Annotated in this window: 11 protein-coding genes and 2 riboswitches; of the genes, 10 read left to right on the top strand and 1 reads right to left on the bottom strand. The window is 67.8% G+C overall.

Going from position 1 to position 13,513, the window contains the following annotated elements; genetic code table 11:
* The first annotated feature begins 34 nt into the window (after positions 1 to 34).
* A complete protein-coding gene (locus tag AC1DEY_RS06805) occupies positions 35 to 1,360 on the top strand; it encodes an MFS transporter (RefSeq protein ID WP_476867280.1) in 1,326 nt (441 codons plus the stop codon).
* Here the strand turns inward: AC1DEY_RS06805 and serC are convergent.
* Positions 1,350 to 2,477 (bottom strand): phosphoserine transaminase, encoded by a 1,128-nt coding sequence (gene serC / locus AC1DEY_RS06800; RefSeq protein ID WP_476867279.1) that lies wholly within the window; start codon positions 2,475 to 2,477, stop codon positions 1,350 to 1,352. The two genes, AC1DEY_RS06805 and serC, sit on opposite strands and share 11 nt — an antisense overlap.
* Positions 2,478 to 2,820: 343 nt before the next feature.
* Here serC and AC1DEY_RS06795 point away from each other — a divergent pair, with 343 nt between their 5' ends.
* The 9 genes from AC1DEY_RS06795 (at position 2,821) to AC1DEY_RS06755 (ending at position 13,498) form a co-directional block, all read left to right on the top strand.
* Positions 2,821 to 3,516 carry an iron-dependent transcriptional repressor DtxR gene (locus tag AC1DEY_RS06795; protein ID WP_476867278.1) on the top strand — a complete coding sequence of 232 codons (696 nt, stop codon included), beginning with the start codon at positions 2,821 to 2,823 and terminating at the stop codon, positions 3,514 to 3,516.
* Between the two features lie 150 nt (positions 3,517 to 3,666).
* Positions 3,667 to 3,880, top strand: a riboswitch (cyclic di-AMP (ydaO/yuaA leader).
* A gap of 4 nt (positions 3,881 to 3,884) precedes the next feature.
* Positions 3,885 to 4,706: a M23 family metallopeptidase gene (locus tag AC1DEY_RS06790; protein ID WP_476867277.1), complete on the top strand. Its 822-nt coding sequence runs from the start codon at positions 3,885 to 3,887 to the stop codon at positions 4,704 to 4,706.
* Between the two features lie 136 nt (positions 4,707 to 4,842).
* Positions 4,843 to 5,012, top strand: a riboswitch (cyclic di-AMP (ydaO/yuaA leader).
* 296 nt (positions 5,013 to 5,308) lie between these two features.
* The gene (locus AC1DEY_RS06785; protein WP_476867276.1) at positions 5,309 to 6,067 is read left to right on the top strand and encodes an NlpC/P60 family protein; all 759 of its coding nucleotides are present in this window, start codon (positions 5,309 to 5,311) and stop codon (positions 6,065 to 6,067) included.
* 221 nt (positions 6,068 to 6,288) lie between these two features.
* On the top strand, positions 6,289 to 6,789 hold the full coding sequence (locus AC1DEY_RS06780) for an HNH endonuclease (protein WP_229993807.1): 501 nt from the start codon (positions 6,289 to 6,291) through the stop codon (positions 6,787 to 6,789).
* 62 nt (positions 6,790 to 6,851) lie between these two features.
* Positions 6,852 to 7,529, top strand: a complete 678-nt coding sequence (gene mobA, locus AC1DEY_RS06775) for a molybdenum cofactor guanylyltransferase (RefSeq protein ID WP_476867275.1) — start codon at positions 6,852 to 6,854, stop codon at positions 7,527 to 7,529.
* Positions 7,530 to 7,550: 21 nt separating this feature from the next.
* Positions 7,551 to 7,847: a DUF6457 domain-containing protein gene (locus AC1DEY_RS06770; protein WP_476867274.1), complete on the top strand. Its 297-nt coding sequence runs from the start codon at positions 7,551 to 7,553 to the stop codon at positions 7,845 to 7,847.
* Positions 7,844 to 9,388, top strand: coding sequence for a molybdopterin molybdotransferase MoeA (locus tag AC1DEY_RS06765; RefSeq protein ID WP_476867273.1), 1,545 nt, complete (start codon positions 7,844 to 7,846; stop codon positions 9,386 to 9,388). The genes AC1DEY_RS06770 and AC1DEY_RS06765 overlap by 4 nt, the downstream gene beginning before the upstream one ends.
* A 110-nt stretch (positions 9,389 to 9,498) precedes the next feature.
* Complete coding sequence (gene fdhD / locus AC1DEY_RS06760) at positions 9,499 to 10,371, top strand: formate dehydrogenase accessory sulfurtransferase FdhD (RefSeq protein WP_476867272.1); 873 nt, start codon at positions 9,499 to 9,501, stop codon at positions 10,369 to 10,371.
* A gap of 91 nt (positions 10,372 to 10,462) precedes the next feature.
* Positions 10,463 to 13,498, top strand: a complete 3,036-nt coding sequence (locus tag AC1DEY_RS06755; protein WP_476867271.1) for an alpha-mannosidase — start codon at positions 10,463 to 10,465, stop codon at positions 13,496 to 13,498.
* Positions 13,499 to 13,513 lie beyond the last annotated feature (15 nt).

Here is a 13,513-nt window from a genome sequence, read left to right as displayed (position 1 = left end):
CGTCCGGGAGCGTGTTTAGGGAGGGCTGGACCTGATGTCCATGTTCAAGTCCCTGCACATCCTGAACTACCGGATCTGGTTCATCGGCGCACTCGTCTCCAACATCGGCACCTGGATGCAGCGCACCGCCCAGGACTGGCTGGTGTTCGCCCACCTGACGGCGCAGGACGCCGGGGCGGTGGGGATCACCATGGCCCTGCAACTGGGCCCGCAGCTCTTCCTGGCACCCGTGGCCGGGCTGCTTGCAGACCGCTTCGACCGCAAGCGGCTCCTGGTGCTGACCCAGTCCGCGATGGCGCTGCTGAGTGCGGGGCTGGGCATCCTGGTGGTGACCGGCGCGGCGCAGCTCTGGCATGTGTACGCCTTCGCCCTGATGCTCGGGGTGGTCTCCGCGCTCGACGCTCCCGTGCGGCAGACCTTCGTCTCGGAACTGGTCCAGGACGACTACCTCTCCAACGCCGTGGCCCTCAACAGCGCGTCCTTCAACGTCGCCCGGATGATCGGCCCCGCCGTCGCGGGCCTGCTCACCGCCGTCGTCGGGCCCGGCTGGGTGTTCCTCATTAACACGCTCACGTTCGTCGCCCTGTTGCTGAGCCTGGCGAACATCCCGGCGGCCTCGCTGCGCCGGCTGCCGCGCGCCCCGGCGGGCAAGGGCAGGATCCGGGAGGGGCTGCGCTATGTCAGGCACCGTCCGGACCTGATCGTGGTGCTCGTGGCCATCTTCATTGTGGGAACCCTGGGGCTGAATTTCGCCCTCTTCATCGCGGCCATGGTGGGCACGGAATTCGGCCTCGACGCCGGGGCCTTCGGCCTGATGAATTCGATCATGGCTATCGGCTCCGTGGCGGGGGCGCTGATGTCCGCCGGCCGGGGGAAGCCGCGGCTGCGGGTCATTTTCGGGGCGGCCGCTGCCTTCGGCGTGACCTCTGGCATCGCGGCGCTGGCCCCCAGCTATTTCTGGTACGGCGTGGCGCTGGTGCCGGTGGGGCTGTTCGCAATCACCATGATGACCAGCGCCAACGGGTACGTCCAGACCACCACGGACCCCGTCATGCGGGGCCGGGTGATGGCCCTCTACATGGCAATCTTCATGGGCGGAACCCCCATCGGGGCGCCGCTGGTCGGCTGGGTGGCCAACACCGCCGGCCCCCGCTGGTCCATGGGGGTTGCGGCCGGCGCCGGCTTGCTCGCGGCCCTGATCGGGCTGGTGTGGATCATCCGGGCGCAGCACTTGCGGCTCCACTTCAACCGCCGGGCGCGCGGGCTGCGGTACTTCCGCGTCGAAAGCGGAAACGGCGCCGACACGACACCAGGTTCTGGTGCCGCGGCGACGCCGTCGGATGCTGAAGCTACTTCTTGAGTTCTGCCACCACGAAGTCGATGCACTCGAGCAGTGCCGAGACATCGTCCGGCTCGATCGCCACGAAAGTGGCGATGCGCAGCTGGTTGCGGCCAAGCTTGCGGTACGGCTCCGTGTCGACGACGCCGTTGGCGCGGAGCACCTTGGCGATGGCCGCGGCATCGATCGATTCGTCGAAGTCGATCGTGGCGATCACGTTGGAACGGTCCTCGGCCTTGGCCACGAACGGCGTGGCGTAGCTGGACGCCTCGGCCCAGCGGTAGATGCGGCCGGCAGAATCGGCCGTCCGGCCGGCCGCGAAGTCCAGGCCGCCGTTGGCGTTGAGCCACTGCACCTGGGCATCCAGGGTCACCAGGGTGGCCAGGGCGGGCGTGTTGTAGGTCTGGTTCAGCCGGGAGTTATCGATCGCCGTCTGGAGGTCCAGGAAATCGGGAATCCAGCGGTTGCCGGCCTTGATCCGTGCCGCCCGCTCCAGAGCCGCCGGGGAGAACAGGCCCAGCCACAGGCCGCCGTCGGACGCGAAGTTCTTTTGCGGCGCGAAGTAGTACACGTCGGACTCCGCCACGTCCACGTCAAGCCCGCCCGCGGCGGAGGTCGCGTCCACCAGCACCAGCGACCCCTCATCGGCGCCTGCCACGCGGCGGACGGGGGCCGCCACACCGGTTGAGGTCTCGTTCTGCGGCCACGCGTAAACGTCGACGCCGGCCTCCGCCCGGGCCGTGGGGCGTGTGCCGGGTTCGGCCTTGATGATGGAGGACTCGGCAAGGAACGGTGCCTTGTTGGTCGCCGAGGCAAACTTCGAGCCGAACTCGCCGAAGGAGAGGTGCTGCGCCTTTTCCTCCACAAGCCCAAAGCTGGCGATGTCCCAGAATGCCGTGGATCCGCCCACGCCCAGGATCACTTCGTAGCCCTCGGGCGCACGGAAGAATTCGCTCAGGCCGCTGCGCACCGAGCCGACCAGGTTCTTCACGGGTGCCTGGCGGTGCGAGGTCCCCAGCAGCTTCGCCGACGCGGCGAGGGCCTCCATCTGTTCCGGCCTGACCTTGGACGGACCGGCGCCGAACCGGCCGTCCTTGGGCAGGAGGTTGGCGGGGATCGCGATGCTGGTGTCGCTCACAGTGGCTCCAATTTTCGGCTGGTTCGTAGCGTGGCTGGAAGGTGGCCCGGTAGGGGATGGCTACAACGGACCCCTGCTTATTCTGCCTGTTTCATTCTGCCTGACGGGTACCGGCGACGCGGAAAAGGCCCTGTCACAGTCCGGTCATTGAGACGCCCGGGAACTGCCGGCGCGTGGGCACTCGGGGGCAGCGCCAGCCCGAACGAAAATTATCCGGAGTAATTCAAAATAGGCTAGGCTGGCATGCGAACGTACGGCGGTTCTTGCCAGGCGCATCCTGCATGCAGCCCGCACGCGGTACGGTGGGAATGACGCACGGACTGCGCTCGAGGAGCTGAGCTGAATGACTGATCTGATCGATACTACGGAGATGTATCTTCGGACCATTCTGGAACTTGAAGAAGAAAACATCGTTGCCCTGCGCGCCCGCATTGCCGAACGGCTCCGCCACTCCGGCCCCACTGTCTCGCAGACCATCGGCCGGATGGAACGCGACGGACTGGTGGTTGTTTCGGGCGACCGGCACCTTGAACTGACCGAAACCGGACGGAAACGCGCCATCGGCGTCATGCGCAAGCACCGCCTCGCCGAACGCCTGCTCGCCGACGTGATCGGACTCGACTGGGCCTATGTCCACGAGGAGGCATGCCGCTGGGAGCATGTCATGAGTGAGCGGGTTGAGCGGCGAATTTTTGAGATGCTGGACCACCCCACCGTTTCGCCCTACGGAAACCCCATTCCCGGTCTTGCCGATCTTGGCGGCGTGTCCAACGGCGCCCCGGCCGATGGGGCCGTGAACCTGCTTGAGGCCATGGCCGGCTACGGTGCGGGTTCGCGGGTCACGGTCAACCGGCTCGCGGAGCCGATCCAGGTGGAGCCGGAGCTTCTGGCCCAGCTCGACGAAGGTGGAATTCGGCCTGGTGCGCTGGTGTCGCTGGAGCGGGTGGGGGAGTACATCTCGGTCCGCGTTCCCGATATCGAGGGTGCCCTGGAGTTGCCGCCCGAGGTTGCGGCGCACGTCTTTGTAACACTCGCCTGACCAGCCACAACGCGCCGGTCATGGGACGACCCATGAGTTCTGCACATCTGGGGTTACGGATTTATTACCGGACGGCTTAATCCCCTATAGTTAGTGGCCAGTGCCGATACCAAAGCGTTACCTGATCCGAAGCCGAGCCCTGCCAGCGRATCAGTCGCAGAACCACCTCCTGGCAGGGGCGGGGGAACCACTTTCGGCTGCTGCTTCAGCAGCCTTGGGGTGAAGTCCGTCAGCGGCAAGCAACGTCCATCGAGGGATCCCCAGGGATGCCTCTCTGTCTGGCTGCTTGCAACGGCGGACCGGGTCTTTGAACTCTCTGACCCGAATCCGACAGCTAACTTCGCAGGCTATCCAGAGAGGAACCGTTCTTGACCACCCAGACCGCCAGGGGCCGTCGCCGCGCGACCGGTCCCGCTCCGGAGCCGCGTCCCGTCGTCGAGCATATGGCCGAACGCCCCCGCGACGCGCACCGCGATGAACGCCGGCGGCGGCGCAGCCCGTTCCGTCAGGTAACGGAATTTGCCGCGGCCAGCGGGGTCGGGCAGAAGGCCGGCATCGCACTGGCCGCAACGGGCCTGGTCCTCACTGTGACGGTCCCCGCCACGAGCCCCGTGCTGGCCTCCAACGCTGATGGAACAGGCGCCCTCTCCGCTGCAGTACAGCCGGATGTCACGGCTCCCGCCGCCGCAAAAGTCGATTTCAGCCGAACGGCCGTCACCACGAAGGGTGATCCGGACGGGAAGCTCAAGCAGCTGCTCAGCGCCCAGTCTGTGGACAGCATCACGCGCGCGGCATCCGCCGGCACCCTCGGCGCACCGCTGGACCAGATGATCACGGCCTCGCCGTTCGGCTACCGCGTCAGCCCCATCACCGGCGGTGCGGGCGAGTTCCACCGCGGCCAGGACTTCGCCGCCCAGTGCGGCACGGCCGTCCACGCGGCCGCCAGCGGCACCGTGACGTTCAACGGATGGCATCCCTACGGCGGCGGAAACCGGGTCGTCATTGACCACGGCAACGGCCTGGAGACCACGTACAACCACCTGTCCTCGGCCTCGGTCAGGGTCGGCCAGAAGGTATCGCGCGGAGATGTCATCGCTATGAGCGGGACCACAGGCGCCTCCACGGGCTGCCACCTCCACTTTGAAGTGATGGTCAACGGCGACGTCGTTGATCCGCTCGGATGGCTCTAAATAGACGATGGACCGCTCTCAAATTCTTGTGACACGCCGTGATCTGAATGTGACATTGGGTCAGGACTGCTGTAGGGTTTGAAGCACGCCAACTTTTCCGAAGTTGGCGCTCTTGAGTGGATTGCCTAGCTCTGCCACCGCTCAAGGTCCGTTCGCATTACATCGTCTGGCAGGGGCGGGGGAACCAATTTTGGCCTTCGAAAGAAGGCCTAGGGGTTAAGTCGCAACGCTTCCCAGGAAGCAGCGCGGCCGGGTGACTCCCATCCGAATCCGACAGCTCACCTCGTAGGCATTGGGAGAGGCTACTTTCGTGTCTTCACGCCACAACTCTGCGCGCATGCGCACCGGCGAAGCTCTGTCGAGCTCGCTGGAATCCACATCACGTGCCGCCCTTGTCGGCGCCCGGATGGGATCACGTTCCGCCGGCTCATTCTCTACCGAGCCCGGACAGCATGCAGTTTCCGCATTTGGCGCGTCTTCGCAGTACACCCTTCGCTAAGTAACCCAATTTCGGGGCGATCCGGCGTACCCCCAAGATGCCGGAGCGTCCTCAGTCCGCGCCCGAAAGCGCGCGGTCCAAGGATCACGAAAGAGAGAACTTAATGACTACTCGTGCAACCGTTGCACGGCACCGAGCCGAGGTCACCAAGACCAACTCGCTGGCTGTTATTGCTAAGGCTGTCGGCGACAACGCCGGCGGCATGGGCCGTCAGGCCGCGGTCATCGCCGCAGCTTCCGGTCTGGTTCTGACCAGCGGAATCGCAGCCAACGCTGCTGAGACCAACGTTCAGCGCGAATCCACGTCCGCTTCGGCCCTGGAAGTCCAGTCCGCAGCCCCGGCCACCATTTCGGCCGCATCCAGCATCGCGATCTCCTATGAGAAGCCCGCCGTGACCACCACGCCGGCTCCCGTCGTCGAGGCCCCGAAGCCCGTTGTGAACGTCCAGGATTCCACGGCCTCCCGCGCCGGCGGCACCGAGCTTGGCGTCAGCGGCGGCGTCGCTGCCCAGGCTCCGGCCGGCATCGGCAGCGGAGCAGGCGCGACCATCGCCGCTGCTGCCTACGCGCAGATCGGCGTTTCGCAGGACTGCACCGCCCTCGCCACCAACGCCCTGGCCGCGGCCGGCATCCACTACCACGGCTGGCCGGCAGGTTACCTGTCCCTGGGCCGCACCGTGAGCGCCGCCGAGGCACGCCCGGGCGACCTCGCCTATTACCAGAACGGCGGCGTGGGCATGGCACACATCGCGGTTTACGTCGGCAACGGCATGGCAGTCCACGGCGGCTGGAACGGCGGCACCACCGCGCTGTACAGCGTGAACGTCGGCTCCGGCCCGGTCTTCATCCGCGTCGGCGGCTAAGCCACAGCACTCCAGCATTTCGAAAGACCCCCGCCTTTTGGCGGGGGTCTTTTGCGTGACCGCGCCATGAACTTTGCGCGCGCACGGCCGCGCCGGTGAAAAAATATTCGGTGATCCGGCACCTGAGTGTTTACTCTTGTCTTGTCGATCCATAGCCCGACCATGCAGAGGGCAGCCGGCCCTCGTGCCGCTGGCGGGTGCGGCCGTGAAGAGGTATGCGGATGCGCACTCTCGTTCTGAATGCTGGATATGAACCACTGGCGGTAATCACCTTCCGCCGGGCGCTCGTCCTTGTCCTGACCGGAAAGGCCAGCGTTGTGGCGGAAGGGGACGACCCCGTCGTCGGCCCCCAGGACATCCTGGGCCGCCCGTCCGTGATCCTGCTGAACCGCTACATCCGTCCGAGATACAACACGATGACGGCCGTGAGCCGCCGCGGCGTGCTCCGCCGGGATGCCCACCGCTGCGCCTATTGCGGCAAGGCGGCGCACACGATCGACCACGTCCAGCCCAAGTCCCGGGGTGGCGCCGATTCCTGGGAGAACCTGGTAGCGGCCTGCCTGCGCTGCAACAACGCCAAGAGCGACCACACTCCGGCGGAGATGGGCTGGAAGATCGGGTTTGTTCCGGGCCCCCCGAAGGGCGCGATCTGGCAGATCAAGGAACTCGAGAAGCCGACGCCCGCCTGGGATCCGTTCCTGCTGCCGGAATCGGCCGCCTGACCTCTGGGCCGCGCGGGGCCTGCCAGATCTGCCCGTAGCCGGCGCCGCGCTAGGCTGAACCGGTGGAGTTCGATGCCATCATTCTCGCCGGGGGGAGGTCCTCCCGCCTGGGCGGCGTGCCCAAATCCCGGCTGGTGTACGACGGCGCCACCCTCCTCGAGCGGTCACTGGGCGCCGCGGGCGGGGCGGGGCGCGCCGTCGTCGTCGGGCCGGACCCGGGGAACCTGCCCGACGGCGTCCTGACCTGCCGGGAGGAGCCGCCCTTCGCCGGGCCGGCCGCTGCCATCGCCGCGGGCCTGGACGCGCTGGCCTCGGGCCATTCCGTCCGGCGTGGGGACGCTGCTCCGGCGCCGTTTATCCTGGTCCTTGCCTGTGACATGCCAAGGTCCTCCGCTGCCGTCCGGGTACTGGCCGAATCGCTGGAGGCCTCCCTGGCGGCTGCGCCGGAACCAGGCCGGGGCGACGGGGTCATGGCCGTCTCCCAGGACGGCCGGAAGCAGCCGCTAGCGGGTTTTTATGGCACAGCTGCGCTACAACAAAGTGTTACGGACGCCCGGCATCGGGGCAGCCTGGAAAACGCGTCGGCCTTCTCCCTTCTTGCTAGGCTGGACGTACGGGAAGTCCGCGTTCCCCCCGGGTCCACGGACGATGTTGATACCTGGGATGATGCGTCCGCGTTGGGGGTATCGGACACAATTCCAGGCCTCGGTCCGGGCCCCGGCACGGAACTCCCCAGCTGAACGCGACCATGGAGGCAAACGGTGAAAAGCCAGGATGAAACGCTGGAAGACTGGTGCCGTGCCCTGCTCCAGGCCTTGGAGCTGGAAGACGTTGAGATTGACGTGAACGAGGTCCTCTCCCTGGCAGGGGTGGCCGCCCACTCGATAGTGCGCCCGGCCGCGCCGCTGACCACATTCATTGCCGGCTACGCCGCCGGCCTGGCCTCCGGCTCCGGGCGGGCGACGGACTCCCTGTCCATGCAGGACGCCATGGCAGTAGCGCGCCGGCTCGCCAAGGACTACGCGGCCTCCGAAGCATCCGAAGCATCCGGGGCATGACGGCTGCGGCTGCGGACGACGCCGGACCGGCCGTCCATGGCGGGAACGTCCCCGAAGGCGGCCGCACGGACCCCCTCACGGACTCGGACGCCCTCACGGAGGCCCCGGCAGGGCTGGACGCGGACCGCGACGCGGTAGACGAGGACACGGTAGACGAGGACACAGCAGGGCCGGACGCGGACCAGGCCACTGCGGACCAGGATGCGGGCAACCAGGACGCTGCGGACGCGCCGCACCGGCACCTGGCCCACACATGGCAGGAGGCCCGGCAGCTCGCCTTCGACTGTGCCACGCCCATCCCGGCCGCCCCCGTCCCGCTCCGGGAGGCGCTGGGCCGCACCCTGGCCGCTGACGTGCTGGCCCTGCAGGACATGCCGCACTATGCCTCCTCCGCCATGGACGGCTGGGCCGTCAACGGCAGCGGTCCCTGGATCCTGGCCGAACCGGACCAGCGGCTGGCACCGCACCAGGCAAGCCCGATCGCCACCGGAGGCCTCATCCCCGCCGGGGCCAAGGCCGTGCTGCGCAGCGAAAGCGGCATCATCGACGCCGATGAGGACGGCCTGCCCGTGCTGAAACTCGGCGGCACCGCGAAGCCGGGGGACCCGCGCAACGGCGACCACATCAGGAAAGCCGGAGAAGAAGCCGCCGCCGGGGACGTCCTGGTCAAGAGCGGCGCGGTCCTGAATCCCGCCCACCTGGCCCTCGCCGCCTTGGCCGGACACGACGCGCTTCCGGTGCTTGGCAAGGCCGTGGTGCGACTGGTCTTCACCGGTTCCGAGGTGGTGGCATCCGGGAGGCCGGCGCCCGGGGAAGTCCGCGACACGTTCGGACCCCAGCTGGCAGCTGTGGTGGGAATGCTCGGCGGGATCTGCACCGAAGAAGTGAAAGTCGGCGATTCCTACGCAGAATGGATCGCCGCCCTCGAGGACAGCGATCCTGCCGGTGAAAGCCTGCCAGCCGACGTCGTCATCACCACCGGCGGCACCGGACGCTCCGGAACGGACCACCTCAGGCGTTCGGTCGCCGAGCTGGGCGGACGCCTGCTGATCGACGGGATCGCGATGCGGCCGGGCCACCCGGCCGTGCTGGCCGAACTGCCGGACGGCCGGTATATCCTCGGCCTGCCGGGAAACCCGCTCGCGGCCATGATGGCGCTGTCCACGATCGGAGCCCCGCTCCTCGCCGCCCTGGGGCACGGTTCCCTGCGGCCGCTCAGCGAGGTGCCCTGCGGTTCGACGATTGACGCCGATCCCGGCCGGACCCGGCTCATGCCCTTCCGGCTGCTCTACGGCATGGCATCCCCGGCGCAGCACACCGGCCCGGGAATGATGCGGGGCCTGGCCGCCGCCGACGGCGTCCTGGTGGTCCCGCCCCATGGAGTTCAGCTGGGAGAGCTGGTCCCCGCGTTCGCGCTCCCGTGGGGTGCGCCGATCCCTGACGCCTCGGCAGCTCCCGTGGCGAAGCCTGCGGCGAAGCGGACCGCCAGGAAAACCGCGGCCAGCGACGGGCCGGTCGACTGGAGCGCCCTCCTGGGCTGAACACCCTCCGACGCGGGATACCGGCCGCCGGCTGCGCTGGCTTCAGGATCAGGCACTTGCAATGATGGAATCAGCCAAACCCAAATGAATATGTTGCCAAGGAGTACCCGATGGGCCGCGTGACGCAGCGCCGCAAAGTGCACAAAATTGTCCTGGACGGGTCCGCGCACGCCCTCGAATTCCCGGTCCGGCACCGGGAGGACGTCCTCGCCGTCGAGGAACCGCTGGAAATCCGGCTCGGAAACATGTCCTTCTCCGTCACCATGCGAACGCCGGGCAGCGACTTCGACCTCGTCGCGGGGTTCCTGGTCTCCGAAGGAATCATCTGGACACCTGAGCAGCTGGTTTCGCTCAGGTTCTGCGCCGGTGAAGACGCCGACGGGATCCAGACCTTCAACGTCGTGGAGGCCCAACTGCGGCCCGACGTCGTCCTGCCGGAGACCGGCCGAAACGTCTTCACGTCCAGTTCGTGCGGCATCTGCGGGACGGACTCGATCGATGCCGTGCGAAAATCCTCGCACTACAGCCCGGCACAGGATCCGTTGACCGTTCCCGTCGAAACGCTCGCGGCCCTCCCGGATGCCCTTCGGTCCGCCCAGGAGGTCTTCGACCTCACCGGCGGGGTGCACGCCGCCGGGCTCTTCAGAATCGCCGACGACGGCTCGGCGGAGTTGTTGTGCCTCCGGGAAGATGTCGGACGGCACAACGCCGTGGACAAGGTAGTGGGCTGGGCCCTCCGCGAAGGCCTGCTCCCGCTCCGGGGCACCGTGCTGCAGGTCTCCGGCAGGGCGTCGTTCGAGCTCGTCCAGAAGGCAGCCCTCGCCGGAATCCCGGTCCTCGCCGCAGTCAGCGCACCCTCCAGCCTGGCCGTCGAACTGGCCGAGGCCAGCGGGATGACCCTGGCAGGGTTCAGCCGCCGGACCAGCCTGAACGTCTACGCAGGCCAGCAGCGCGTCGCAGTCCCGGCCCCCGCGGCCAGCTAGCAGCAACACTTGGCCAACGGGTTCCCCTCGGCGTAAGTTTTATCCATCGATTGGAGCCAATCGGACGCCCCCAGCGCTGAAGAGGAACACATTGCACGACGACCGCCGTCTTACGGAAGTCCGGCTGGACCGCTTTCTGCGTGACCGCATCGCCCCCGCCGTTTACCCGCGCAGCGTCCCGCTGACGCTGAGCAGCTGGGACGTGCCGGACGAACCCGTGCCCGTGCTGGAAGCCCTCCGGCACGAGTTCACGCCCCAGGAACACGGAGCGGCCTGGGGCCGGCCATGGAGCACCAAGTGGCTCCGGCTCCGGGGCGACGTGCCGGACGGCTGGGGAGCCGCGGCCGGCACCTCGGTGGAAGTCCTGGTGGACCTGGGTTTCAGCGCCGACGCCCCGGGCTTCCAGTGCGAAGGCATCGCCTGGCGGTCCGACGGGACCATCATCAAGGCGGTTTCACCGCGGAACCAGTACATTCCGCTCAAGCTCCTGGGCAGCGGCATGGCCGTTGACTTCTATGTCGAAGCCGCGGCCAACCCGGACTTGTCCCAGAACTGGACCTTTGCCGCCACGCCGTACGGCGACAAAGCCACCTCGGGCAGCGAGCCCAAGTACCGCCTGGGCAGGATCGCGATCGCCGAACGCAACCAGGCGGCCTGGGAACTCCAGCAGGACATCTTCACGCTCAGCGGGCTCATGCACGAACTGCCCATGGACCTGCCCCGCCGGCACCAAATCCTGCGGGCGCTCGAACGCATGCTGGACATCATGGACCCCGACGACGTCGCCGGCACCGCGGACGCCGGGCGGGCCGCCCTGGCCGACGTCCTGTCCCAGCCGGCCTACGCCTCGGCGCACCAGCTCGTGGCCACGGGCCACGCCCACATCGATTCGGCCTGGCTGTGGCCCGTCCGGGAAACCATCCGCAAGTGCGCCCGGACGTTCTCCAACGTGGTGGCGCTGATGGACGAACATCCCGAGTTCATCTTTTCGTGTTCCTCGGCCCAACAGCTTGCGTGGATGAAGGAGTACTACCCGGAGCTGTTCGGGCGCATCCGGGACAAAGTCCGCGCCGGCCAGTTTGTTCCCGTCGGCGGAATGTGGGTCGAATCGGACTCCAACATGCCCGGCGGCGAGGCCATGGCGCGGCAGTTCCTCGAGGGCAAGAGCTTCTTCCTGGACGAATTCGGGGTCGAATGCCAGGAAGCGTGGCTCCCGGACACGTTCGGGTATTCCGCAGCGCTCCCGCAGATCATCAAGGCCGCAGGCAGCCGCTGGTTCCTCACCCAGAAGATCTCGTGGAACCAGGTCAACAGGATGCCGCACCACACCTTCAACTGGGAGGGCATCGACGGCACCCGCGTATTCACCCATTTCCCGCCGGTGGACAGCTACAACTCCGACCTCAGTGCCCGGGACCTGGCGCACGCCGAACGGAACTACCGGGACCACGGCCGCGGGGCCACATCCCTGGTGCCCTTCGGGTACGGCGACGGCGGCGGCGGCCCAACCCGCGAGATGCTGGCCGCGGCGCAGCGCACGGCGGACCTGGAAGGCTCCCCGAAGGTTCGGATCGGCTCGGCAGCCAGCTTCTTCGAGCAGGCCCAGGCCGAGTATGAGCCCCTGCCGGTCTGGGTGGGGGAGATGTACCTGGAACTGCACCGGGGAACCTACACCAGCCAGGCCAAGACCAAGTTGGGCAACCGGCGCAGCGAGCACCTGCTCCGGGAAGCCGAACTCTGGAGTGCCACGGCGGCCGTGCGCGCGGGGCACCATTACCCTGCCGCGGAGCTCAAGCGACTCTGGCGGCTGGTCCTTCTCCAGCAGTTCCATGACATCCTGCCGGGCAGTTCCATCGCGTGGGTCCACCAGGACGCCGAACGGAACTACGCCGCCGTCGAACGGGGGCTGGAAACGATCATCACGAACGCCGCGGCCGCGGCCCTGGGCCCCGGCAACCGGGAATTCCTCCTCAACGCCGCCCCGCAGGAGCGCCAGGGAGTGCCGGCGTTGGGTGCTGCAGAACCCGTCCGGCCCGGACAGCCGGTGTCGGTCACCGAGGCGGACGGCGGCTACATCCTGGACAACGGCATCATCCGGGCGGTGGTCGATGCCGACGGGCTGCTGGCCTCGCTCATCGATCACACCACCGGGCGGGAGGCGATCGCTCCCGGGGAGTCCGGCAACCTCCTGGAACTGCACCGGGATACGCCGAATGAATGGGACGCGTGGGACATCGACGCCTTCTACCGCCGGAACGTCGTCCGCCTGGTTGAGGCGCGTTCCGTGACCCTGGAGCGCGACCCCCGGGGGCAAAGCCCGGACGCCGTCGTGGTGGTGGAGCGGATGGCCGGGTCCTCGGCCGTGACCCAGCGGATTACGCTGGCCGCGGGCGCAGGCTCCCTCGCGATCACCACCCTGGTGGACTGGCAGGAGCGGCAAAAACTGCTCAAGCTCGGCTTCGCCCTGGACGTCCGGGCCGACCGGTCCGCGGCGGAGACGCAGTTCGGCCACGTGTTCCGCCCCACTCATGTCAACACGTCCTGGGAAGCCGCGAAATTCGAGATCTGCGCCCACCGCTGGATCCACGTCGCCGAGCCCGGCTACGGGGTGGCGGTCTCCAACGCGTCCAGCTACGGCCACGACGTGACGCGCAACGTCCGGGAGGACGACGGCGGCACCACCACCACGGTGCGGGTCTCGCTGCTGCGGGCGCCGAAGTTCCCGGATCCCGGCGCCGACCAGGGCAGGCACGAGCTGCACGTCACGATCCGGCCCGGTGCCACGATCGCGGACGCCGTCGAAGAGGGCTACCGCACCAACCTCCCCCCGCGGGTTGTACAGGGTGCCCACACGGTGGAGCCGCTGGTCACCGTGGTCAACCAGGCAATCGTCGTTGAAGCGGTCAAACTCGCCGAAGACGGCTCCGGAGACGTGATTGTCCGGCTGTACGAATCGCTCGGGGAACGCTCCACCGGCCTCGTGAAGGCCAACTTCCCGGTCCGCGGGATACTCGCCGTGGATCTGTTGGAACGGCCTGTCGATGCGCCGGGAGTGGCTGCCGGTCCCGACTCTGCCGAGCTTACGTTGCGGCCGTTCCAGCTGGTCACGCTGAGGTTCCAGCGCTGAAGTGCAGGGAAAACG

It is taken from the genome of Arthrobacter sp. 05T47 (assembly GCF_056395825.1).
The sequence above is the reverse complement of the archived record's forward strand: the minus strand, read 5'-3'. Positions and strand labels throughout refer to the sequence as shown.